The sequence below is a fragment of the Bacillus cereus genome, assembly GCF_002577405.1.
In the GTDB taxonomy this organism is placed as follows: domain Bacteria; phylum Bacillota; class Bacilli; order Bacillales; family Bacillaceae_G; genus Bacillus_A; species Bacillus_A cereus_AU.
The window spans coordinates 1-23,514 of the sequence record NZ_NULR01000014.1; the positions used below are offsets into that span (position 1 = coordinate 1).

A 23,514-nucleotide genomic window follows, 5' to 3' on the forward strand; every position below is an offset into this window, starting at 1 on the left:
TAGAAATATCCCTATTTCTAAATAGGGATATTTCTATATTGATTAGTATATTTTAAAACAGGCAAATTCAATAACTACATTAAAAAGAGTCCTATTTCTAGGACTCTTTTTAATACTAATTTTTAGCTTTAACTTACATTTTATCGATGATCATTTGTCTTTTATACCATTGGTTTAATTTGCTTCTCGCCGTACTAGAGAGACGCTTTGTTTTTTTATTATAGAATCTAGAAAGAGTAGGCTGTGATATACCTATCTCTATTGATAGTTCTCGCATAGTTATATTCTTCTTCATATGAATAAACTCTATTTTCTTCCTGATAAGTTCTTCATTTTCATTCGTATCTAATGGTTTTTCTACAATTTTTACTGGATGACTTTCCTCATGTATTGTATCAATTGTTTTCTTTTTCGCTAAGTTTTCCATTGAACTAATTAATTCTTTGGGTGGCAATATTACTATTCCTAACTGTGAATAATAGTTTTTAAACCAATTCTTCTTTGTCAGTTTTTCTTCTTCTAAACCATTATGATATTCCCAATGAGAAATTACTTCTTCTTTTTCTAAATCACTAAGAACATTTTCTAATTGTTCGCGGATACGGTTAGGTTTTTGTTTTTGATTTATACCCATAACTGCTAACAAACCTTTATCTCCACCTATAGAATAAGGTCTTTGTAAGCTAGAAAACATTTGACGTATTCTCCATTGCCATGTCAAATATCGAATTAATCTTTTATGATATTTGTGTCTATAACTATTATATTCAAGTGCCTTTTTTGATAATAATGCTGTAGTACTATTAGATCCATATAGATATCCGGATAAGAAACTTCCCGGTTTGATTCGACACGATTCTATCCCCATGTATTCGTTTGTGTTTTTATCTCTCCATAGAACTACGGAATCTAATACAAATAGTCTTTTAATTACCTCGCGTTTTACTTCATAATGCTTACCTGTTTCAGCGCGATCATTTAATACGACTACTTCGTTGTCATCATTTAGATATATAAAAATACTCGCTAGGGCCGCAATCCGCTTTGCAACTTTAATTTTATCTTCTACCCTATAATATTCGACACCATTTGCCTTAGCCTTTGAAATACTGCACATTTCTAAAACTTGTTCATATGAAAAATCAATAAATTCATCAGGCGATTTTGCTTCATTCAACCATTGAATCGTGATGGTATCTAAACAATCTGCAGTTAGATCATCCATATTACTCATTACACCATCCACTAATGTATTCCATCTTGCTGTCTCTTCAATATTCGTTAACTTTAGATCTTCATCTTTATGAGAGGAAAGCTGTGCCACTCCATTACTATCCTTTGTTTCAATAGGATAAGATTTTAACCGTGTGTTTTCATCTTCTTCAAATTGATTTTTAGCTATTCCATCTCTTAACTTATAATAGACCGCGGAGTTATTTACTTCTAAATAGTTTTCATTCAATATGTTCGCATCTGATTCACTTGTTGCTGTATGCACTATAGTACTAGCTGTCTGATTTTTACGAAACTCTTGTTCAATAAAGACACCTATGGTCTCATGAATAATTAATCTGTAAGTATCTATATTTTTAAATATATCTAGAGGAGAAACACCTTTTCTTTGTTGCTGCTCTAACCACTGTACAAGCATTGAAAATGATGGAGAAAGGTATTCTGAAGTCACAATTTTACTTTGATCTGCTTCAACATCAACATAATAGGAAACCCATTTATGCCACAATTGCTCATCTTGTTTATACAGTTGTTCAGTTATTGATAGTGCGTCTCTAAACAATTGTAGAACGTCTTCCATTTAAATTCGGCTCCTTATATACATTTAGTTATTATTGATCTTAATTTGAAAATAATTAGCGATATGATGTTCCTTTTTATAAAACTAGAAAAAAAGTCAGAATATTCAATTCTTTCGTTTCACCCTTAACATGTTAAGGGCTCTAGTTTGCATACTTATAGCACACTCTGTAACTGATTATACAAGACTGAATCAATTTGTAAAATCCAAATAGCAATTATACAAGTACTTATACAATAACCTATCTTTCATCCATTAGCTCTTTTTCTATTAGATTTTTAGTAATATTATTTATAAACACAAAACTATTATATGTTGTATATAAAGATAAAAGGATTTAAATGCCGCTACAAAGCATACTTTATAATATCTTATTCTTCTTAAACAAACACCATACGTTTTCATAGCAAAGGAATGCAAGTATACTGATTTATACTGCATTCCTTTATTGTAATTGTATGTCCACTATATTTTTATTCTTCCTTTTCTAAAATGAAAAAACTAACATCCAAATTTCTTATTTTTCACCTCTTTCTGGATCCACTCCATTGTAATAAAAACTCTTCATTAAATGTCCAAGTTATTAGCTATCCCCCCTAAACAACAATAATTTTTAAAATAGAAGTTCCAACTGTTATAAAAAACAAAGAAAGAGTGGAAAAGCAATACACAAACGTGTAAATCACATGGAGTAACCGATAAAAAGAATGAAAATTCTGATAATTTAATCGCTAAGGGTTTTCGTTTACTCTTTCTTTGTTGTTATGAGTTTAACATTAAAAATAGCATAAATCAACAAAAAAACAAAAATTTCTTATATTTTCGACATTTTATTCATCTCGCTCTAATTTCACCTTAAAAACATAGTTACTGTAGCTTTAAAATAAAGTTTAATCGAAATAATGCAATTAACCTTAATACACGAACAAAAAAAAGATCGTGACTTTACTTCAAATCCACACTCTCTCTAAAGTACCTCTTACATTTAAAAGAGAAGTGAAAATAAAAAAATGTAAGGATTAAAATATTAATGTTACTTCGAACACCCAAAATTCATCAAAATGAAAATTTATAGCCATATCATTCCCCTTTCCATCAAAACATGAAACAAAAATGATATTATGTAACTCTTTTGACTAACTCGAAATTTTTTTCTCAAAGTGCTTAAAGCTTGATATATAAGCTTTTCTACTACACCTATACTATTAGTTATGAAAATTTATAGCTATATGATGTCCCTTTTATTTAGGTGACCCCCCCCTTAAACCCTTTCATATTAAGGCTTTACACGTTTCTAACTCTATTTTCATGTATTTATGCAACATGAAAATCCATAGCTGTATGATGTCCCCTTTTTTACCCAAACATGAAAAATCGCCTAGCCACTTCATGTTCCTTTTGTAATTATAAAATTACAGATAAAACCCATTAACTTCACTGTTTAAAGGGTTTCATCTGTTCAATTCACAATTATAAACATGAAAATCCATAGCCATATCATGTCCCTTTTATTTTTTTGAAAATCGATATAACTGTTGATTTAATCATGTTTACAAGTTTTTTTTGCTATTTTACTTCTTTTCTAGCAATATGAAAATCCATAGCCATATCATGTCCATAAAAAAAAATCCAGGAATCCTGAAACCCCTTGATACACAAGGGATTAAAGGGCGTTTCATCTTTTTATTTTTTCTCTTAAAGGAACACATTTCAGCAAATTTCGATTTGGTATAATCAAAATTGGTATATTTTATAGTGTTTTGACATTTATTTCTGAATTTATAGGTAGGAGGTGAAAAAGATGGGAAAATCATTTATTATTCGTAATCAACGTAGTCTAAGTGGACAATCTACAAATGCAGTTTTAGTAACACTGAAGTCTTGGCAAAAACTTGTTGAAACTTTCGAAGAGAAATACTACAGCTATAAAGATACATACCTTGAGGATATTGTTGATCATATGACATATGAGGAGCGTATTGCCGATGTGGATGGCTTCGTAGCACAGGCTAAACCATCTTTTTCACGTCGTACACTATCTGCTATTTCGGAAACAATAGGAAGAAAGCATAAATTATATGGCCTTACAAACGCAGATTTGGAAGTCTTCTTATATCTACATAAAAAATGTTACACGAATGGAGTCATTCCAAATGTAACAATACATATGATGTGGGAAGATTACAAACTATATAAAGAAGAATTTGCTTACATACAGCACTCTCAATTCTATATTGCATTAAAGAAATTAAGTATACATAACATTATTACGATTGAAAATGAATTAGATGGTCGATATACAATTAAATTAACTCATTTTATGAATGAAGAAACTGAAAAGGCGAATGCATATGTTTATATTAGCCCGGTGGTATTTACGAAAGCTTTCTTTGAGCTATCAGTTGCATCTAAGAAGCTATTCTTAGATATTGCTATGCAACAGCACAGTGAAACTACACTAAAACGTTCCTTAGACAAACAAGATGAAAAAGGGAATAAAACTCATTTTGGTGGGATGTACCGCTTTTTACATAAAAAATATCCACATCAAATCCGCGCAGTTATGACGGAATTAACAACTGCATTACCATGTACAGGGACTCCACTATTCAAAATTTGTAAATTACAAAAAGGGGTTAAGAATAAAAAAAGATATACGACTCTATATCTATCCTTACATACGGATTTCTTATGTGCAAAAGAAACAGGAGAAGTACAGTATCGCGATCCATTCACACCAAAGCTTACTTATGCTCGTAAAGCTCGTTTTATCGAATCCGTACTACAAGAAATGAATATTGGTGAATTTACACAAGACATGAACAAATTTATCCATGTACTTAAATATACATGCCATCGACAAATTCGAAGCGTAATTCATAGCCTACGTGACATGATAGATCGTAATGAAGAATATCCAAGCAAATTAGTATATACACTGAAAAAATTATTAAATCAAACATCACAATATCAAATTCTTGATACCGCAGCTAAAGAGGGTATTTATCCTCTGATTGCACAACATGTTCCAAAAGAACAAAAAGAACAAGCTGTATTTGATTTCGGATTGCATTTCTCTATGTACTCTCTGAGAAACATCAAAAAGTTGTTCCGCAAAACGTATGAATTACTAAATTACAAATTTGCTGTACCTGTTACAGAGGAATCGTATCACCGCAACTATCTAAAGTATCAAGAAGAAACGTTGTTTAGAAAGTACGCTTATGAACAAGGTACAAACCTAAACGCTTATATGGCTTTAGAAATAGAAATACGTGAACTCTTAAAGGTAAGAGGACATAAAGAGCGCTCTATTCCTAGTGATGTTCGGGAATTGTTCATTGAGAAGATAGATAGATTACCGAAAGAAAAGCTTCGCGTTATTGAAGTACCAGATAACTTTAATTTAATTACATTTATGCGCGCCTTTGAACAGTTAATACGCGCTGGTATCCCAGTAACAACGGCTGAGCAAGTACTGACAGCAATGAAAACGAACTAATCATAATCAGCTCTCTATTTTTGAAAAAAATTCAAGATAGAGGGCTATTCGTGTTGATACGTTTATTTAAAAGAATTTTACTCATTCTTCACAATAAGTAACTTTACTCGATTCTATTCAAAATAGAGTCTTTTTTTATGCAATCATATACAAAAATAGGATAGTATCTATCTACATTTCCACACATACTTCCATAAAAACATGTTATAAGCTGTCTATATACATTCAAATATCTACAAGAAATCATAAGAAAAAAATTAATTTTCGTGGATAAGTAGATAAATAACACATAATGTGAATAATTTAGTGTCATTATCATTGATATAAATGGCTTATATGCCTTCATCTATCAAAAATCATCAATATTAATGTGAGTTATGTGTGAAATTAGGATTATGTTGATTAAATAACACATAATGTGAATCTTTTGTGGGTAACTATAATAAGATTGTGGAGATTCATTGATTTCATATGAAATTTTACGATTGAATAAATATGTTTAATGATGTATCAAATTGTTTCATTTTTTATGTAGGAATACTAAATTCCATTTATGATTATTTGTAGATTTTAAACCATAATAATACCTAATTTTCCATTGTTAAATTCTACTTTTTATGATTTTTTACGCTATGAAATGTTAAGAGGCTTTGTTAGAGTAAGGATATACGTACATTTGCCAGTCCTATATAAGTTTTATCTTTATATTTTTAATATATATAAGATATATATTTATATTAGATTTTATTAACTACTCTTCAATTACATTGTTATTAAAATGACTGAAAAGATTAATTTACAATTTTTAATTTTACTTTCGAATCACTTAAAAAGATCATACATTGAACTACTCACCACTTAACATCCTTACGGACTATTTGAAGTGGGAAACTCCTAAGTACAGAAACCTAACGGTTTCTCAGGCTGTGGAGAAAGTCTTCTCCATAGCCTGTTTTTGTGTCTGAACCTCTTTTTGTGTGTCAACACTGATAAAAAAGAGGAAAAGGAGAGATTTCTTATGATGGGTGCTTTAAAAAATCATCGTGATGAACGTGTATCTGTTTCTGTAGAAGAGTTAGTTCCACAAGATCATTTCCTTCGTGCGATTGAAGCGACAATTAGTTTTGATTTTATTGAGGAGAAGTTACGCCCTTATTACTGTGAAAACAATGGACGTCCGTCAATCCACCCCATCGTTTTATTTAAAATGATGTTTATTGGATATTTTTATGGTATTCGTTCTGAGCGTCAATTAGAAAAGGAAATTAAAACGAATATTGCCTACCGTTGGTTTTTAGGGTTTTCTCTATCAGATACTATCCCAGATCATTCTACAATCAGTTGGAATCGCCGTACCCGTTTTATTCATACAAATATTTTCGAAGAAATTTTTGATGAGATTGTGAGGCAAGCGACGGAGCACAGGATGGTCGGAGGACGTGCGTTGATGACAGATTCTACACATATTAAGGCCAATGCTAATAAAAATAAATTTGTACACAAATATAAAAAAGAAAAGGCAAAGTTTTATATAGATGAACTAGAAGCTGCGGTAATCGAAGATCGTGAGGTACACGGAAAAAAGAATTAAAACCTAGAAAGGAAAGTGATACCCCTACTAAAAAAACTCGTATAAGTACTACGGATCCAGATAGTGGATTTTTAATGAGAGATGGAAAACCGAACGGTTTTCATTTCTTAGATCATCGTACGACTGATGCGAAGTACAATATCATTACAGATACCTATATAACGGCTGGAAATATGGCAGATTCCGAGCCGTATTTAGCACGTCTACAAGCTCAAAGTGATAAGTTCGGATTTGAAGTGGAAGCTGTCGCTCTTGATGCAGGTTATTTTACAGGTTATATCTGTAAGAAGTTATCAGAAAGAAATATATTTATGGTGATGGGGTATCGCCGATTTGGAAAGCGAAATAAAGAAGTACCGAAAAGCCAATTTAAATATGTAGAAGAAATGAATGCATTTGCTTGTCCGATGGGATGTATTTTAGAGTATGCAACAACGGATCGCGAAGGATATCGTCAATATAAATCGAATCCAGAAGACTGCGCTGTTTGTCCGTTACGTGAGGTGTGCTTTTCAAAGAAACAAAAACAAAAAGTTATCACTCATCATATATGGGAGAAATATAAAGATATCGCTAGAAAAAACAAGCTAACAGCTACAGGGAAAAAGTTGTATAAAGTACGCTGTTCAACTATAGAGCGAAGCTTTGCGGACACCAAAGAACTCCATGGCTATCGATATGCTCGGTTTCGAGGGCTGAAGTTTGTCCAAATGCAGGCTTATCTCACCGCAGCTTGTCAAAACATGAAAAAAATAGCCCTCCATCTGACCAAAAAGGGGCTGGTGGAGGGCTATTTTTCTAAATTCTATTATTTTATGTTGTTTTCATTCGCTAAAATCAAAAAAGATTCCAGAGTGTTAGGAACACTAAAGGGTTTCCAAACACTCTGAGAAACCTAACGGTTTCTAATTCAGTAGGCTATCCCCGTAGTTCCTACGGTTAAGAGACGAATTGCTTCATTTCTAAGATTGAGCGCTGCGTTCCGATCTCTATCATGATGTGTGCCACAAGAAGGACAATCCCACTCACGAACGGTTAGATTTTTAACATCTTTGTTTTTGTAGTCACAATTGGAACATAATTGACTAGAAGCAAAAATTTTAGATACCATAACCACTTGCTTACCATACCACTTTGCTTTATATTCCAACATTGTTCGAAATTGTGACCAAGACACTTCACTAATCGCTTTTGCAAGTTTTCTATTTTTGAGCATGCTACTGATTTGTAAGTCTTCCATACCAATAACATCGTGATTTTTGATGATTTCAGTAGAAAGTTTATGTAAGTAATCAGCTCTTGCATTTATAATATGTTCATGGATTCGTGCAACTTTTACACGCTTGAAGAAGGAGTATTCTGTCAGAAAACGATAAACTGCTCCGGAAGTGAAGCAAACGTTTGCTACTTAACCATCCCTCTACCTTTATTTTGGGTGTACCCCGACTTTGATTTTCCATGATGATACCCCGAACCGTGTAATTTATGTTCATTTTATACAAACATACGTTCTTTCGTGAAATTAATTACATATCCCAAAAATCAGAAGACTTTGCGTTTGGTTTTACTTGACGAATAGCATTTAATATTTTTTTCATAACCGTTGGACTTGGTATGTATTCTTTGTCGTTACAAGCTTTAGATACAGTAGGTCTGCTTAGTTTAGCGACCTTTTCTAAATCACTTTGATTATATCCATGTGAATCAATAAATTTACCTAGTTTTGTTCTTTGCTTCCCTCCGAATTTCCAAAACACCTCTACCACTCCTAAATTTCTTTTTTCATCATTGTGGACACAGACGTAAAAAAATATTCGCAGAGAAGAAAAAGTTTTTTACATATTGTCCAAGCCATCCACAATATTTTTTATCAAAGCAACTATCAAAGTAGCTATCAAGTTAGCTATCAAAGTAAAACTACCTTGGTTTTGAGGCGATAAATCTATGTGTTATAAGCATTTAAAATTGTGTTTATAAAGGGGGATTTTATATGTTAACTACATTTATTTCTTTAGGAGCTTTAGGAGCAACTACAATTGGTGGGGCGATATTAGAGAAGCATCTTGTTAAAAACGATCACGTTGCAGCGGCTAAGCTTGTAAGTGATGGAATGTATCACGGAATGAGAATAGGTGGAGTTTGTTTCATTGGTTATGTATTTGTACGAATTGTAATGATGTTTTAAGGAGGGAAGCACATGGGAATTGTAAAGGATTGGCTTCATAAACAAAGTTTGAAGAATCGACTTACAGAGGTATTTAGAAAAGCTGGTTTATATGTGGACCATCAAACGCGAGGTAGTAAAGTACCCATTTATCCAAAAATACATGACATTTCGTTCACACAAGAAAATATTCGATATATCTTTACCATTCCAAACGGTTTAGATCCGAAAACCATCGAAAAGAAATGGTTTTGCTTTCAACAAATATTAGGACGCAATGTAGCAATTGAAGGTGATATTAAACGGTTTGTACTAAATGTGTTTCATTCAGATGCGGGACTACAAGCATACAATTACAGTTATAAGAAGTGGCAGCCGCTATTGAAGAAACATCGTCTTCCTGTCGTAGTAGGTCGGGACCAATTTGGCAATATGATTGTGTATGACATGGTTGATTCAAATACACCACATTTATTAGTCGCAGGAGAAACAGGAAGCGGTAAAAGTAGTATGGTACGCGTTGTACTTTCCACACTTATTCAATACATGCCTCCCGATAAGTTGCATTTGTACCTGGGCGACCTAAAAAACTCTGAATTTCACTTTTTACGAAGAGTAAAACACGTAAAAGATGTTTGCATGGAAGAAATTGAAATGAAGATAATGCTTCAGAAAGTGTGGAAGGAAATACGCGAACGTAGAAAGTTGATGGAAGAGTATGAAGTGGACCATATTGACGAATATAACAAATTGAATCCAGATAATCAGAAACCCTACATCTTACTTACTATCGATGAAGTAGTCATGTTGCAAGACGAAAAAGAGTGTATGTCTACAGTTGAAAAGATATCGGCAGTCGGTAGGTCGCTTGGAGTCTTTCTCATGCTTTCTATGCAGCGCCCTGATGCAAAAGTATTAGACGGAAAGTTAAAGTTGAATATGACAGTAAGAATGGGTTTTAAATGTGATAGTACAATAAATAGTAATATCATGGGTACACCTGGTTCAGAACATTTAGAGCAATCAGGACAGATGATTCTAAAATTGAATGGATTAAAGAAAGTGCAAGCTCCATATTTAGAATTAAGCAAAGCTAAACAAATTGTTGAACCTTACCGCGTTCCAAAAGAGGATATGATGCTCCAAAATCCTCTACAAGAAGAGAATCAATTATTCGGGGTGTTAGACTATGATGAGTAGAGATAAAGCCATTTTGAAGGATTTGAAACGCTTTAGATGTATGTCCAGGGATGATATTATAGATTTACATTTTCAAGGATTAAAGAATGCAGTGACTTGTTGTAATACGGTAATGAAACGATTAAGAAGAGATTGTTATGTGGATGCCACCATCTCGCAGCAACCATACATTTATTTTCCTCAACCTAGCACACTTCGAAAAACTAGCCAAAAGATTCCCCACTTCCTCGGTGTTGTGGACGTATATAAACAGCTTATCCATTATGAAAAACCAAAACTATTCAAAGTTGAACCGAAATACGGTAAAGAATTTATGGAACCCGATGCATTTACAATCTGGCGTAGATCTCCATTCTTCATTGAGGTCCAGAAGTCAGTTTACAGTAAAAAAGTTATGCAAGATAAAATCAACAGGTATGAGCTATATTTTCATAGTCAGGAATGGCATAACGAATCTTGGCAGCCTAAAGGATCTAAATTTTTTCCATCAATTCTCATTATTACTGATAAATATTATGATATTAACTCTTCTAACTTACGTATCTTTCAAGCTTCTTCAATTAGTAATTTCATAGAGAACCTTACTGTAAAAGCAGAATAAGAAGCCCTAATCGGGGCTTTTTTATTTGCAGGAATTTCTTTACCACCATTGAATACTCTCACTAGGAGATGCCGTGACGCTATGACGGACGAAATCGTTTATTCTGCTAGTGAAGTATACAAACGACTAGGAATAAGAGATAGCAGCCTTAGAAAGTACATGGAAGTTTTGCAACGAGAGGGATTTGTTGTAAAGAAAGATAAGCGCGGCAGACGGGAATACTCAGAAGGCGACATTATAGTTATTGAGAGATTAGTTGAGCTTAGTAAGCATGGCGATATGACGCTAGAGAAGGCAGCGAAGATGATTGCGCAACAAATAGAAAAAGTTGATCCGGATCTGATTAAAGAAGAACCGGAGGGAACAAGCTTAACCCCATTCCATATTCAAGAACAGCTCCCGCAACAATACAACGTTATGGCGCAAGAAATGAATCAAGGTATGTTGGAGATGGAAAAGCGATTGAGTGAGCAGGCAAAGCACAGCAACGAAAAAATCAAAGCGAGTATAGAGCAACATAATGAACGCGTAGAAAAACGATTAGAAGATCGAGATGAGATTCTGATGAAAACACTAAGTGAGATGCAGGAATATCGGTATGAGGTTACTGCTGCGAAAGAGAAGAAAAGCCGTGGTAGAAGTTCCGGTAAGAATAAGAAGGGGTACCACTAGTATTTCGGGAAAAAACCAAGCTAAGAGCATGCAAGATTTTATACAGTTTTTCGGATAATCCAGTAACAAACGAAAACCTCAAAAACCACGACAGGATAGGAATGTATAAAGAAATGAATAGAATCATAGAAAAAGGAAAAGGCAGATCCCTACTCTTACAAGGAGTCTGCCTTTTCCTCTCTACCGATAACGATAATTATGTAAATAAGCTGTCCATATGGACAGCTTATTGTATGTTTTTGCTTAGCGTGGTTTTTTTCCAAAATGCTAGCGGTACCCCGTCTTGGATAAATTTCTTGCAAAATATGTACCTAGAGCAGTATTTAAATTTAAATGTGATACGATAGTTATATATTCGTTTTGCTAGTAAAAGGAGATGAGTGTCGATGAAAAACCACATAAAAGTAAATGGAAAAATCCTTCAAACAAATAAAAAATGGTCACATCTCAAGCAAAAACAAAAAGAACATATTTCTAATCGGCTACGTAGAGAATATACACAGTTTGTAAAAACACATTATAGAAAACCTAGAAAGTATGAACATGATGAGATTCTTCATGAAGTGATGAATCAAATACAGGAACGTGAAATTTGGATTCCTTATGGTGAAGTAAAAAGATATTATCTAAGCAAAATAGGAAAATGGTTTAGAAAAATAGAAAGTGAATGGGAATCACAAATATCTAACAGTGAAAAGCAACAGGTATTAGAAGAAAAGTAAATCCAAACAAACCAGGGGGCGCATTTCATGTTTAATTTACAAGAAGATATGTATGGGGTACCGCCAACATTTTAACGAAAATATACGTTAAGCAATTTTCGACATCAAAAAACGTTGATTTTACTACTCTAAGCAAAGCATTTAATCTCAATTCAAATTGTGTTATTGAGTTTTGAGAATCCCTTAGAGTATAAAATCGTTAAAATGTGCGTGCTACCCCAATAAATCGCATCTGGAAATAAAAGTAAGCCTATGACCTATTTTCACACGTATCTCGGCTGTACCCCTTTATTAGTGGAAGAATAAGCTTTTACTGTTTTGCTGGTGGGGGAATGATGAGTTAGTATGAAGGTAGTCACCCGACTATTTCACCCCTGATCTCTGCACAATGTGTGGGGATTTTTTATTATGAAATATGGTATATGCACCTATAAATTCCAAGAAAATGCATCTTTGCATATTTTAACAAATTGGATTTTTTTGTTGTTACACTATATATGTATATAGCACTTACAAGCTATAAAAATACTTGAGGGGGAATTTTTATGTTCAAGAAATTAGTAGTTGGAGCATTAGCGACTGGTATTATGTTATCTGGTGCAGGTGGAGCGATGGCTGCAACACCTAATACTGAAAGTCCGAAGCAAGAAAAGGTTACCATGGCAGCGAAAAAGCTTGTGATGATGAAACCAGGGTATCCTACTAGATATTCTATACCGGACAGCATTTATCAAAATCGTATTCATTGGAACTTGAAAGAAGCATGGCAAGAACCGGATGGTACATGGGTAGGTGCTTTTGAAGGCTGGGGTAATATTATTAATAAGTAAATCTATTTATAATAAAAGGCTTCTTATAATGAGGCTTTTTATTTTTGTAAAATCATAAAGGGGTACCGCCAACATTTTAACGAAAATATACGCTAAGCAATTTTCGACATCAAAAAACGTTGATTTTACTACTCTAAGCAAAGCATTTAATCTCAATTCAAATTGTGTTATTGAGTTTTGAGAATCCCTTAGAGTATAAAATCGTTAAAATGTGCGTGCTACCCCTGTATGAACAATTGAAAGAGAAAAAAGGGGAAGTTACTGTATTTTTAAAGAATGGCGTTCCAGTACGTGGGCAGATCCTTGCAATAGATAAATTTACTGTCCTAATGATGGTTCATGGTAAACAACAACTAATCTACAAACAAGCAATCTCTACACTTGCTATTTAATATATACTGGGCTTATGTAAATATTTCCTGATATTATATTATTAATATATATACTATAATATAAGTAATTCTTTTTATTATTTATATTTTGTTATTTCCTGTTGCAGAATCCTTATAATATTATAAGGATTCCTTTTTTTGTATCAAAAATCTACAAAGAAAAAGATAAGATCGGGAACACAATCTTATCTTTAGCACAAGGAGTAAACAAAAGGAATAACCATCATATTTTTATAATACTTCAATTTTTGTTAATTTTGAATATTAAAACCATAATTGATAAGTATATCTATATTGAGAAATTTATTACAAAATTAGCTATAAATGATTCAAAAAGCGAATGTAAACTTTTACCCATTAGTTTACATTCATATCACCGGAAATATTGACTTCTCACCGAATCCCCTGATATCCTCAATTTATACAATAAAAGTATACATTCAAAATACTTTAAATAAAGAGGTTGTAATACCTGTAAACAAAAAAACAAGCTAAAGTTAATCTAACTTGTTTGAATAAATTACATTAGCGCAAGCAATACTCTCTTAAATACAAAAAAATAATTACAAATCCCTTATATGCTTTCTAATATCCGAAGCTATTTTAGTAGGGTCATTGATTTCAAAATAAACATATTTATATTTTTCATGTCCTTCTAATTCAATCATTACGAGTGGTACTCTATTTTCATAAGAAAGAAAGTACCATTCATCAGCATATTTAAAACTACCTTCAAAAATGTTAAGTGCAGAAATTGAGGTTCCAGGCATACGGAGCATCCATTGTGGAGCATCAAAATGATCAACATATACATTCTTAATAATATTATAAGGAATTTTTAATTTTAATTTTAAAGCAAAGAATCCTGTTACCCCATTTAACTTTAAAATTACACTTTCATTATCAAATAGTATTTCTCTACCCATAAACTCCCTCCTAACTATTTCGGTACATTCTTCTAAATTATACCATTTGCTTATTAAAACAATACATACTTGGTTACCATAACCCCACTTATCGGTAGCAAAACAGAAAAGGAACTGACTCATAAGATTATGAGTCAGTTCCTTTTCCACTCTTTTTTATAATATATATAGAATTTCATAATAGTAAAAAACAATATTTCTAACCTGTCCATAGTATCGGCCCCACCTACGCCAGATACCCTGGTAGCCACTCGTGCCATCCAACCCATTATTATTATAAAAGAAAACGCTTACAATGTAAAGGATTTCCTGATTTTTTATATTTTAAAAAACACAATTACTCTTATCTAAAAGATAAGAGTAATTGTGTTTACATAAATTCCGTTATCAGAAGTTGTTTTTAGATGATCGGTTCTTATATTTTATAATAGTGCCATTTGTATCTTTAAATTCTAAAACAGTCGTAATAAGATCAAAAGACTTTAAATCATCATCTAGTTTATTAGGAAGGATCACGTACCATAAACTCCATCCTTTATACTTTGTTTCATTTGGTAAGAATTTATCCAGATCTACAATATGTCCTGGGGTAGATTCATATGATACCTTGCTAATAGATGGGTTCTTAAGATAACCAGAAATAACTTTTCCATTTGATATTCCCATAGTAGGTGATATACCAGAATCTTGTACTTCTAACTCACTTACATTTGTTGCTCCTGTTATCCCACTAACAGTCCATTTCCCATTTTCTATTTCTAAATCTGCTATTGAAATGTAATTTTCAGGTGTAACAAAAAAGGCTATTTTTCCATCTATTTTTATAATATGTTTTAGAACATTATATTTATCTAGTTCTGTATTATTTGTTGTTTTTAATCCTTGTTTTAATGCTTCTTGTTGTGTGTCGTATCCTTTTGAAATTGAGCAGCCACTAATGATAAGAATTAGGGAACCTAATATAAGGTGTTTTCTAAGTTTTTTATACAAAAGCTTTCCTCCTTATATTTTGTTAAAATATGGATTATTTATATTCTATCACGAAGAAATTAGAATAAGTCGTACATTTTTTGATGTATATTCTATACATATGCGGTTAACATAGCGCATCATTATCGGTAGCAAAGAAAAGGGGAATCCTTACTCTCAGAAGGAATCCCCTTTTTTATTTTCTATAATGCTATTCACCTTTTTATACATTCCTATATTGGCATGGGTTTTAGGGTTCTCGTTTGTTACTGGATTAGCCGAAAAACTGTATAAAATCTTGCATGCTCTTAGCGTGGTTTTTTGCCGAAATGCTGGCGGTATCCCTCATAGCTACATTTTGGCTCACCCATACACATAAAGCTATTAAATCTTTTGCTTGATACTTACTGGTTCGTTGTACAAAACCAACATCTCTAGCAAGATTCCGTAAGGTATTTGGAGATAAAAAACTTTGAATCTCTTGAGCAAATAGTTGTAATTCATCAGACACAGAAACAGACATAAAAAACGCCATCCTTTCCTATGATTCTACAGAAAGAATAGCGTATTTTTTCATTTTAGGGGGCATTTCTTTTTATTAACTTGATAGCGATGTGGTGGGACCCCTATATGTTTTCGTTGACAAAACAGCATTGTCAAATGCAGACGAAGGCCTACGGGAAAATTTCGGCTACAGAACGAGAATAAAGTTAAAAGACGCCGTTGCGCAGAGTGGCTTGCAAGAATACGGCAAAACAACCATAAGATACTTCACAGCAGACAATAAAACAGAAATTGAATTTGAATAAGCATTCCTGCGGGAGTGCTTATTTATTTTATTTGCAGGAAATTATCACCATTTGTCGAATTATATAAGCTGAAGGGTGATAGAAATGAGTCATAGAAATCTTTTTATGCTGGCAATGAATACGTAAAAACAAAAACATTCACTTATAACGGTTAATAGGAGGAATTATCATGAAAAAATTAGCTACAATTGCGTTGACTGGTGCGTTAGCTTTAGGCGGTTTAACGGTTATGAATTTAGATACACCAAAGGCACAAGCTGAGGAATGGGATGGCTGTCATTATATCTGTGGTCCTGGCGAAACAGTAAACGATGTTACGGTTAAAATACATTCTACACAAGTTACTTTTGGTAATAGCTTAATTGCAAGAATCACGAATGACCGAGCTGAAGAAATTCATTACAATGTCAGCATCGAAAAGAAAAACGGAGATAGCTGGGGAGAATTTGAAACTAATTTCAAATGGAACAATCAGTGGGTTCCAGCTGGCTCATATGATGAAATTTCAACTTTCACAGGATATGGCGATGATGTTTATGAAAATGGCACATACCGATACAAAGTTGAAGTTGTAAGCGCAGATGGTTCTATTGATACAATTTACACAGCAGGAATGACAGTTACAGGGCGTTAACTCATGACTGAGCTTTATTATTTATGATTGTATCTTCGATAATATCATTGATAATTGTGTTGATATTATTATTAAAATAAGCTCTTCGGATCTTATTTTTTTTATATAAAAATTGAATATTAATATTCTATTATTGAGTTTTATCCTCTGTTCATAAACATAAGATTTTCTGGACAGATGTCTCTTAACGTACAGAAAACACTTAAGATGTGTCCGATTTGTGTCTAAACGTACAATTTTCCCGAAATGGTATGGTGAGACCATGCCCATCAACTTAAGAATTTGCTTTACCCCCAAGTGTAAAAAAAACGCCATCCTTTCCTATAAGGAAACAGAAAGAAAGCGCATTTTTTCATTTTAAGAGGTATTTTATTTTGGTTGATTGATAGTGATGTGGCGAGACCCCTACTAAAAAAAAGGATCTGATATTCATATCAGATCCTTTTTCACTATGTATAATTATTTTACTGCTACTTTTAATTCTTTTCCGGCTTTAAAAGCAGGGACTTTAGATGCAGCGATTTGCATTGCTTCACCTGTTTGTGGATTACGTCCTGTACGTGCAGATCTTTCACGCACTTCAAATGTACCAAAACCAAGAATCTGTACTTTCTCTTCATTTGCAAGCGCATTTGTTATAGCATCTAATACAGCTTGTGTTGCTGCAGCTGCATCTTTTTGTGTAAGTTCTGCTTTTTCTGCTACCATTTTTGTTAATTCGGTTTTATTCATTTTTTGCACCTCTTTGCATGTAATAAGAAATTATTATAACGTACCTACGTTTCTCATGTAAATAAAGATATATAGAAAAAGCCCTAGCAAGAGCTAGGGGCAATTCTGTGTAATAGTAGTACCAGGGAAAAGGATTTCATCACATAATTGATATTTTAACATCTAGATTAAACAATATAAAGTGATGTTTTAATTATAATTTTGTTAATGTTTTCTCATTTTCGTTATGGGGGCATTTAAGAATCTTAGCTTGATAGCAATGTGACGGTACCCCTATATCTTTTATTACTTAGTAATTTAAGATATGCGCTCTTCTTATCAAGCCCTTACGGGCTCAATGTATATTTAACATTGCGGGTTCTTTTTTCTTTGCTATATAAAAGTTATATAATAAATAAGAAATTTAACCACGCGGACAATTGTCATCCTCATATCTCATTGATTCATAATTAAAATATTTAAATAAGCGCTTGTCTAATTTTCCATAACTGTTTTCTTCATCATAAGTAAAAAAATATAAGAAAATTTCATTTACATATATTTAAGAATTATATTTAGTTACAATATGAAAATGATTTCCTTGTAGTTAATTAATTCTAAATATAAATATAGGTCTATCTGTAAGAATGCTATATTCTTCTCTATTTACCTATATTTATAATTTTACTAATTAATTATGATGTAGATATTAATTTAAAGTTATTTATACGAAATAACTAAATGGATTTTTTAGGAAGAGAAAATGATAAACCATTCTATTTTCTTAATTCACATAATTTTCAAAATTAAAATCTATGGATGTTAATGTTTGTTATATAATGAAATCAAGCCATATGTAAGATGGTTTCCCCGTTACGAGTAATGAGATAGTTTGATTCACCTTTTATACATTATCTGAAAAAGAACTTGTAGTGATTCCTACAAGTTCTTTTTGTTCTTCGGATTGACGGATAGTAAATGTTATTAGGGATACCGCTAACATTTTGGAAAAAAACCATGCTAAGAGTATGCAAGACTTTATACGACTTTTCAGATAATCCAGTAACAAACAAGAACCCTAAAACCGCGCCAGGATAGGAATGTATAAAAAGAGGCATAGATCCATAGAACAAAAAAAGAAGGTTCCCTTGTGAGAGTAGGGTTCCCGCCCTTGTCCTTGCTACCAATAATATTGCGTTATGTTAACTTTCTATGAATATCATATTTAACCAAAATTACCCTTATTGATGGTACAATTAAAGTCTTGGAGGGATATTATGGGATTTATTATGGATATTGTATTTTATTTTGGATTTTATTTTGGATTACTGTTTCTTATAATTGGTACCGCATTATCTTTATTTATTATGGCTGCATTACCAAAAATCCGGAATAAAAATCTATCATTCATAATGATCGGTTTAGGGATAAATATACTTGCTATTCCGTTGTCTTTTTTTATAGGTGGGATGGCAACAGATTCTCCTGATAGTACTAGGTTAGATTTTTGGAAAGAATTTTTCTTTATTCAAAAAATACCGCTCTTTTTACTGATTTTTTTATTATTTTTAACTGTGGTGTTGTGGTTTATTCGTAAGAACAAGAAAAAAGTAAGGGAGGAACATAAATGAAAAATATTAATGGATTGTACATATCACTTATATTGATGATGTTTGTTACTTTTCTTAATACTACAATATTTGATAATGAATATTCAGGGATAACACTGTATATCTCTTCTGTTATATTCGTAATTGGGAGCGCATGTTTTGGAAATGCAAGACGACTTAAAATTAGTGAGAAAAAATAAAACAAAAAGTCACTTCCAATAACGATAATTATGTAAATGATCTAGTGGTGGAGGTTCTGGTAAGGACAAGAAGAGGAACGTATAAAAATAGAGTTGTAGAAAAAGAAAGAGTGGATTCCTTATGAGAGTTGAGATCCGCTTTTTTATTACAACTGATAAAGAGACACTATATCTGACTTATATAAATATCCTATTTGTTCAAATTTGTCCTAGCTGATGGTACAATTAAAGTCATGTAGGGATATTATGGTGATTTTTTATGTAATACTGTTTCTTATATTCGGCACTGCAATATTCTTATTTTTCTTGTCTGGTACATCAAAAATTAAGGCTAAAAACCTATCATTGATAATGGTCTGTTTAGGGATAAATCTACTCACAAGTCCAATGGCTTTTTTTATAGGTGGGATGGCAACAGCCCCTCCAGATAGTACTACGCTTGATTTTTTTGGAGGATTTCTCTTTATTCAGGGAATACCGCTCCTCCTACTACTTGCAGCTTTTTTGAAGTTTGCACTAACAAAGAAAACAAAACAAGTATAGAAGTACATAATGAATAGGTGGATGCCTTTTTAGAGGAGGGATCCACCTTTTTCTTGCTATCGATAAAGAGACGTTATGTTAACCTCACATGAATACCCTATTCATGCAAATATGCACAAAATTGTCTTTGCTGATGGTACTATCAAAATCATGGAGGGATATTATGTTAATTTTTTATGTAATACCATTTTTTCTTATATCCGGTACTTCAATATTTTTATTTTTCATGTCTGTTTCACCAAAAATTAAGGCTAAAAATCTATCATTGATAATAATCTGTTTAGCGATAAATCTACTCACAATTCCAATTTCTTGTTTGGTAGGTTCGTTTGTTTCTTATACAAATGAGGCGTCAACAGAATTTACATATAATAATCCACTTTATTTTTGGAAAGGATTTTTCTTTATTCAAATAATACCGCTTTTCGTGCTATTTGTGGCTTTGATATGGTGGTTTATCCGTAAGGGCAAAGAAAAAATCGACACATAGAATTTTAAAATGACTTCCGCTAACGATAATTATGTGAACACAAAAGTCCCCCAGTTAAACAATCTGGAGGACTTTTAATAGTCTTCTAAATACATTGAATCCCGATAATGATGCGTTATGTTAACCGGGCATGTATAGGATATTCATAGTCTACTACACAATACATTCTGATAAAATAAAAGGAAATTAATGTAAGTGTGGACTTGAAGGAAAGTTCAATCGTTTATAACAAAGTTTAACCATTTTATCCTTTAAAGTTTAGTTTTCTAAATATGACTTTATAAAAAATAGTAATTCATAACAAAGTTCGTTAACTTTAAATAAAGATTTATAACCGTTATTAAAAAGATAAATGAAATTGAAATTTCATCCCATTTGATACTTTTGTCATATATAATAAATGTAGATTAAACTTAATTTTCAAATAAAAGGATATACAGAAAGAGGGGATTAAAATGAGTAAACCAGAATTATATGTTAGTTTAGCCGTAGGGCCAAATTGTGATGGGGCAGCATTTGCCTTGCGATCGGCACTTGAATACTTCGGAGCAAGAGTTAATGTTCATTGGATAGGAGGACGACCAAATGATTTAGTTGATGTTCTTTCTGCAGAAGATCGGGAGGAGAAAATGGATTATTTGATTTTATACTTCCATGGCGATGAAGGGAGGTTTTGTATACCTGAACTGGACGATAACGATTATGAGGTCAACGAGCCAAGAGGGGAGTTTTTTGGTGCTAAAGAAGTTATACGGTATTCAAAATTGAATGATGTAAAGGTTATTGCGGCAGGCTGTACATTAGGTGTAGAACAATTAGCCTCTGCATTTTTAAAAAGTGGTTGCCACTCATATTTAGGCCCAGATGATTATATAGACGGTAATGCAAATTTATTGTTTTTAATACGATTCATATATGAAATTATTAATAATAAGAGTCAACAAGAAGCATTTGAAATTGCAAAATCCTTGGATGATGAAACTTCAATGTATCAGCTATATTTATCATAAAACATATATTTTTTCTATTTACAAGAAAGCATTAACAAGGATGGATAAGTTAGAAGAATAACTTTGAATAGATAAAATAGAGGTAGTATGAAAATAATAAACTATCCTTATTGTGCTCAAGAGGACTTTCTGTGAAGAAGACTAATATAAACAATCAAAATTTTTTGAAAAAATTCATATTTTATTTCATAGAGAAGCTCCATTTTGATTATTCTTTTTTTAAAATGGAGTCTTTATATTTGCTGTTAAATAAGGAGTTCGGTTTGATTTTAATCAAACTTTATTCTGAAGCTACAGTAAGGGGATGGTGGATTGAGCAAGAAAAGGTTATTTGAGCTATTCTTAATAACGTTTGCTTTACTATTCCTTCATGTAAGCACATTTACCAATGAAAAATTGAACAATAAATTTGGCAACTCTACCTTCCTTGTTGTACTTCTCATGTTTTATATCAACGTTGCATTTATAGAACGGTATTTTGATGATATACAAAAGTGGATTCGAAATATCACATTTTTTCTTGCCCTGTCAGTAGTAATCTTAGTATCACTATGGATATAGTATCACTATGGATAGGTTACTTTTAAAGCCTTACTTCTAACAACGGGAATTATGTGAACAATGCCCTTTTTTATAATAATTAAAAGGTGGAATATGTATTTTTTGATATATTATACCTTTTAATAAATGGTACAATATGGTTTATATTCTTTAGGGTGGAGTTGAAAGAATGGATGATGTAAATACAAAGGATAAAATAAAAAAAACAAAACAAAAGGGAAAGCATTAATAATTATATTTTCTATGTTAGTAATTACAATTGGGTTCGGATATTGGAAATTTTTTAGTTTGCAAGGTGTTCCAAAAGGCGAATTAATTCAAACAGTGAAATCCCCAGATGGAAAATACCACATAAAAACTTATTTTCATAATGCAGGATCATTAAGCGCCGATGCTGTTAGGGGTGAATTAGTTAATCTTAATAAGGATTCAGCGGAAAATATATATTGGAATTATCCAGATGCAGATCCATATATTGAATGGGTAAATAAGGATAGTGTTAGAATTGGAGATCAAACTTTAGACATTTCAAAGAAAGAAACCTATGATTGGCGTGATGATGACAATCACATTAAAGAAATGCCTAAACAATTTATTAAATAAAACAAGAAAAAATTAGATTTAGTCAATCTTACTTGTTTAATTATCGATAGGTAGAATTATATGAATAAAAAGTCCCTTTAGATCGTCTAAAGGGACTTTTCTGGGTTTCTAGATAGATTGACTACTGATAAGTGGTGTTATGTTAACTCAAGAATTAAATGTCGAATTTATTAGAATTTTGTATTTTTTTGTTGATTTATGTTATTTTTAATGTTAAACTCATAATAACAAAGAAAGAGTACACGAAAATCCTTAGCGATTAAATTTTCTGAATATTTAGTATTTTTATCGGTTTACTCCATGTGATTTACACATTTGTGTATTGCTTTTCCACTCTTTCTTTGTTCTACCCTATAAAAGAAAACAACCTGTTTTTATCCAAGTTGTTTTCTCTTGTAAAGATTTAATTTGTTTTTTATAACAGTTGGGATTACTATTTTAAAAATCATTATTGTTTAGGGGGGATTATTAATAGTTTGGATATTTAATGAAGAGTTTTTATTACAATGGAGTGGATTTAGCAAGAGTTGAAAAATAAGAAATTTGGATGTTAGTTTTTTAATTTTGGAAAAGGAAGAATAAAAATATAGTGGACATACAATTACAATAAGGGAATGCAGTATAGATCAGTATACAGGCATTCCCTTACTATCGTTATGTTATTTTTTAGTGATTTTGATTTTTAAAAATGCAATTATTGCTAATAGCATGCTAAAAAGAATAAAAACTTGAGCATCTTGACTTGGGTTTGGATCGTAACTTTTTTGTATTTAGTTACATTAATTACAAAATTCTATAAATATAATTAGACTTTTGGTATATTAAAATTGAAAGATTTATCTCGGTAAAAGCGAAATTAGTGAAAGCTAATGACACAAAGCTATAGGGCTAAGGTGTATCTCATTCACTATGTCAGCCGCTTGTCGAAAAATGTCAAATTAATTCCGAATCTTAAAAATTT

22 protein-coding genes, 3 pseudogenes and 1 riboswitch are annotated in these 23,514 nt (G+C 32.0%); of the genes and pseudogenes, 18 read left to right on the forward strand and 7 right to left on the reverse strand.

The genetic code is table 11. From position 1 onward, the window contains the following. Positions 1–133: 133 nt before the first annotated feature. Positions 134–1,813, reverse strand: coding sequence for a helix-turn-helix domain-containing protein (locus tag COC96_RS19385; protein ID WP_098269505.1), 1,680 nt, complete (start codon positions 1,811–1,813; stop codon positions 134–136). A gap of 1,801 nt (positions 1,814–3,614) precedes the next feature. On the opposite strand from COC96_RS19385, the gene COC96_RS19395 reads away from it, so the two are divergent. Continuing rightward, a complete protein-coding gene (locus COC96_RS19395; RefSeq protein ID WP_098269503.1) occupies positions 3,615–5,315 on the forward strand; it encodes a hypothetical protein in 1,701 nt (566 codons plus the stop codon). 1,018 nt (positions 5,316–6,333) lie between these two features. Further along, positions 6,334–7,796, forward strand: a protein-coding gene (locus tag COC96_RS19400) for an IS1182 family transposase (RefSeq protein WP_373604888.1) whose coding sequence is annotated in 2 segments (ribosomal slippage) — positions 6,334–6,895 and positions 6,895–7,796 — 1,464 coding nt in all. Because the reading frame shifts where the segments join, the coding sequence is not laid out codon by codon here. 20 nt (positions 7,797–7,816) lie between these two features. Here COC96_RS19400 and COC96_RS19405 read toward each other — a convergent pair. Continuing rightward, positions 7,817–8,251: pseudogene (locus COC96_RS19405) on the reverse strand (RNA-guided endonuclease TnpB family protein); the annotation flags it as partial. 181 nt (positions 8,252–8,432) lie between these two features. Continuing rightward, positions 8,433–8,663: a helix-turn-helix domain-containing protein gene (locus COC96_RS19410; RefSeq protein WP_000498617.1), complete on the reverse strand. Its 231-nt coding sequence runs from the start codon at positions 8,661–8,663 to the stop codon at positions 8,433–8,435. A 233-nt stretch (positions 8,664–8,896) separates the two neighbouring features. On the opposite strand from COC96_RS19410, the gene COC96_RS19415 reads away from it, so the two are divergent. From COC96_RS19415 to hfq, 7 genes are all read left to right on the forward strand, one after another. Further along, positions 8,897–9,091, forward strand: a complete 195-nt coding sequence (locus COC96_RS19415) for a hypothetical protein (protein WP_000958227.1) — start codon at positions 8,897–8,899, stop codon at positions 9,089–9,091. 12 nt (positions 9,092–9,103) lie between these two features. Beyond that, the gene (locus COC96_RS19420; protein WP_098269502.1) at positions 9,104–10,270 is read left to right on the forward strand and encodes an FtsK/SpoIIIE domain-containing protein; all 1,167 of its coding nucleotides are present in this window, start codon (positions 9,104–9,106) and stop codon (positions 10,268–10,270) included. Beyond that, positions 10,260–10,871, forward strand: coding sequence for a replication-relaxation family protein (locus tag COC96_RS19425; protein WP_098269501.1), 612 nt, complete (start codon positions 10,260–10,262; stop codon positions 10,869–10,871). Before COC96_RS19420 ends, COC96_RS19425 begins: the two co-directional genes overlap by 11 nt. 81 nt (positions 10,872–10,952) lie before the next feature. After that, positions 10,953–11,543 (forward strand): MerR family transcriptional regulator, encoded by a 591-nt coding sequence (locus COC96_RS19430; protein WP_142340019.1) that lies wholly within the window; start codon positions 10,953–10,955, stop codon positions 11,541–11,543. A gap of 386 nt (positions 11,544–11,929) precedes the next feature. After that, complete coding sequence (locus COC96_RS19440; RefSeq protein ID WP_098769169.1) at positions 11,930–12,265, forward strand: transposase; 336 nt, start codon at positions 11,930–11,932, stop codon at positions 12,263–12,265. A 545-nt stretch (positions 12,266–12,810) separates the two neighbouring features. After that, on the forward strand, positions 12,811–13,095 hold the full coding sequence (locus tag COC96_RS19445; protein WP_098769170.1) for a lysine 2,3-aminomutase: 285 nt from the start codon (positions 12,811–12,813) through the stop codon (positions 13,093–13,095). A 209-nt stretch (positions 13,096–13,304) separates the two neighbouring features. Then, positions 13,305–13,487, forward strand: coding sequence for an RNA chaperone Hfq (gene hfq, locus COC96_RS19450; RefSeq protein WP_098769171.1), 183 nt, complete (start codon positions 13,305–13,307; stop codon positions 13,485–13,487). A 563-nt stretch (positions 13,488–14,050) separates the two neighbouring features. Here hfq and COC96_RS19460 read toward each other — a convergent pair. The 3 genes and pseudogenes from COC96_RS19460 to COC96_RS19470 form a co-directional block, all read right to left on the reverse strand. After that, positions 14,051–14,413 (reverse strand): hypothetical protein, encoded by a 363-nt coding sequence (locus tag COC96_RS19460; protein WP_098769172.1) that lies wholly within the window; start codon positions 14,411–14,413, stop codon positions 14,051–14,053. A gap of 387 nt (positions 14,414–14,800) precedes the next feature. Next, a complete protein-coding gene (locus tag COC96_RS19465; protein ID WP_098769173.1) occupies positions 14,801–15,403 on the reverse strand; it encodes a hypothetical protein in 603 nt (200 codons plus the stop codon). 301 nt (positions 15,404–15,704) lie between these two features. Further along, positions 15,705–15,905: pseudogene (locus tag COC96_RS19470) on the reverse strand (IS4 family transposase); the annotation flags it as partial. Between the two features lie 103 nt (positions 15,906–16,008). Here COC96_RS19470 and COC96_RS28110 point away from each other — a divergent pair. Next, a pseudogene (locus COC96_RS28110) lies at positions 16,009–16,191 on the forward strand (hypothetical protein); the annotation flags it as partial. A gap of 169 nt (positions 16,192–16,360) precedes the next feature. Next, complete coding sequence (locus COC96_RS19480; RefSeq protein ID WP_002192535.1) at positions 16,361–16,825, forward strand: hypothetical protein; 465 nt, start codon at positions 16,361–16,363, stop codon at positions 16,823–16,825. 459 nt (positions 16,826–17,284) lie between these two features. On the opposite strand, the gene COC96_RS19485 is transcribed toward COC96_RS19480, so the two are convergent. After that, positions 17,285–17,557 carry an HU family DNA-binding protein gene (locus COC96_RS19485; protein WP_002151048.1) on the reverse strand — a complete coding sequence of 91 codons (273 nt, stop codon included), beginning with the start codon at positions 17,555–17,557 and terminating at the stop codon, positions 17,285–17,287. A 1,268-nt stretch (positions 17,558–18,825) separates the two neighbouring features. On the opposite strand from COC96_RS19485, the gene COC96_RS19495 reads away from it, so the two are divergent. The 7 genes from COC96_RS19495 (at position 18,826) to COC96_RS19530 (ending at position 22,553) form a co-directional block, all read left to right on the forward strand. Next, on the forward strand, positions 18,826–19,167 hold the full coding sequence (locus COC96_RS19495) for a hypothetical protein (RefSeq protein WP_142340020.1): 342 nt from the start codon (positions 18,826–18,828) through the stop codon (positions 19,165–19,167). Continuing rightward, complete coding sequence (locus COC96_RS28115; RefSeq protein WP_098268445.1) at positions 19,164–19,346, forward strand: hypothetical protein; 183 nt, start codon at positions 19,164–19,166, stop codon at positions 19,344–19,346. The genes COC96_RS19495 and COC96_RS28115 overlap by 4 nt, the downstream gene beginning before the upstream one ends. Positions 19,347–19,592: 246 nt before the next feature. Further along, positions 19,593–19,889, forward strand: a complete 297-nt coding sequence (locus COC96_RS28120) for a hypothetical protein (RefSeq protein WP_078214360.1) — start codon at positions 19,593–19,595, stop codon at positions 19,887–19,889. Positions 19,890–20,052: 163 nt separating this feature from the next. Further along, a complete protein-coding gene (locus COC96_RS28125; RefSeq protein ID WP_064473004.1) occupies positions 20,053–20,379 on the forward strand; it encodes a hypothetical protein in 327 nt (108 codons plus the stop codon). Between the two features lie 455 nt (positions 20,380–20,834). After that, entirely contained in the window at positions 20,835–21,389 is a 555-nt protein-coding gene (locus COC96_RS19515; protein ID WP_000042461.1) for a hypothetical protein, read from the forward strand. Between the two features lie 312 nt (positions 21,390–21,701). Further along, complete coding sequence (locus COC96_RS19525; protein WP_098769177.1) at positions 21,702–21,950, forward strand: DUF3963 domain-containing protein; 249 nt, start codon at positions 21,702–21,704, stop codon at positions 21,948–21,950. 243 nt (positions 21,951–22,193) lie between these two features. Beyond that, the gene (locus tag COC96_RS19530) at positions 22,194–22,553 is read left to right on the forward strand and encodes a DUF5412 domain-containing protein (protein ID WP_373604889.1); all 360 of its coding nucleotides are present in this window, start codon (positions 22,194–22,196) and stop codon (positions 22,551–22,553) included. A gap of 839 nt (positions 22,554–23,392) precedes the next feature. Beyond that, positions 23,393–23,481, forward strand: a riboswitch (cyclic di-GMP riboswitch). The last annotated feature ends 33 nt before the right edge of the window (positions 23,482–23,514 follow it).

What these genes read in the sequence shown, in the direction of transcription:
- hfq (WP_098769171.1), top strand. Translation starts at nt 13,305, where the DNA reads ATGTGCGTGCTACCCCTGTATGAACAATTGAAAGAGAAAAAAGGGGAA.
- COC96_RS28120 (WP_078214360.1), top strand. Translation starts at nt 19,593, where the DNA reads ATGGTGATTTTTTATGTAATACTGTTTCTTATATTCGGCACTGCAATA.
- COC96_RS19495 (WP_142340020.1), top strand. Translation starts at nt 18,826, where the DNA reads ATGGATATTGTATTTTATTTTGGATTTTATTTTGGATTACTGTTTCTT.
- COC96_RS19485 (WP_002151048.1), bottom strand. Translation starts at nt 17,557, where the DNA reads ATGAATAAAACCGAATTAACAAAAATGGTAGCAGAAAAAGCAGAACTT.
- COC96_RS19420 (WP_098269502.1), top strand. Translation starts at nt 9,104, where the DNA reads ATGGGAATTGTAAAGGATTGGCTTCATAAACAAAGTTTGAAGAATCGA.
- COC96_RS19425 (WP_098269501.1), top strand. Translation starts at nt 10,260, where the DNA reads ATGATGAGTAGAGATAAAGCCATTTTGAAGGATTTGAAACGCTTTAGA.
- COC96_RS19515 (WP_000042461.1), top strand. Translation starts at nt 20,835, where the DNA reads ATGAGTAAACCAGAATTATATGTTAGTTTAGCCGTAGGGCCAAATTGT.
- COC96_RS28115 (WP_098268445.1), top strand. Translation starts at nt 19,164, where the DNA reads ATGAAAAATATTAATGGATTGTACATATCACTTATATTGATGATGTTT.
- COC96_RS19395 (WP_098269503.1), top strand. Translation starts at nt 3,615, where the DNA reads ATGGGAAAATCATTTATTATTCGTAATCAACGTAGTCTAAGTGGACAA.
- COC96_RS28125 (WP_064473004.1), top strand. Translation starts at nt 20,053, where the DNA reads ATGTTAATTTTTTATGTAATACCATTTTTTCTTATATCCGGTACTTCA.
- COC96_RS19480 (WP_002192535.1), top strand. Translation starts at nt 16,361, where the DNA reads ATGAAAAAATTAGCTACAATTGCGTTGACTGGTGCGTTAGCTTTAGGC.
- COC96_RS19440 (WP_098769169.1), top strand. Translation starts at nt 11,930, where the DNA reads ATGAAAAACCACATAAAAGTAAATGGAAAAATCCTTCAAACAAATAAA.
- COC96_RS19430 (WP_142340019.1), top strand. Translation starts at nt 10,953, where the DNA reads ATGACGGACGAAATCGTTTATTCTGCTAGTGAAGTATACAAACGACTA.
- COC96_RS19385 (WP_098269505.1), bottom strand. Translation starts at nt 1,813, where the DNA reads ATGGAAGACGTTCTACAATTGTTTAGAGACGCACTATCAATAACTGAA.
- COC96_RS19530 (WP_373604889.1), top strand. Translation starts at nt 22,194, where the DNA reads ATGTTAGTAATTACAATTGGGTTCGGATATTGGAAATTTTTTAGTTTG.
- COC96_RS19460 (WP_098769172.1), bottom strand. Translation starts at nt 14,413, where the DNA reads ATGGGTAGAGAAATACTATTTGATAATGAAAGTGTAATTTTAAAGTTA.
- COC96_RS19445 (WP_098769170.1), top strand. Translation starts at nt 12,811, where the DNA reads ATGTTCAAGAAATTAGTAGTTGGAGCATTAGCGACTGGTATTATGTTA.
- COC96_RS19415 (WP_000958227.1), top strand. Translation starts at nt 8,897, where the DNA reads ATGTTAACTACATTTATTTCTTTAGGAGCTTTAGGAGCAACTACAATT.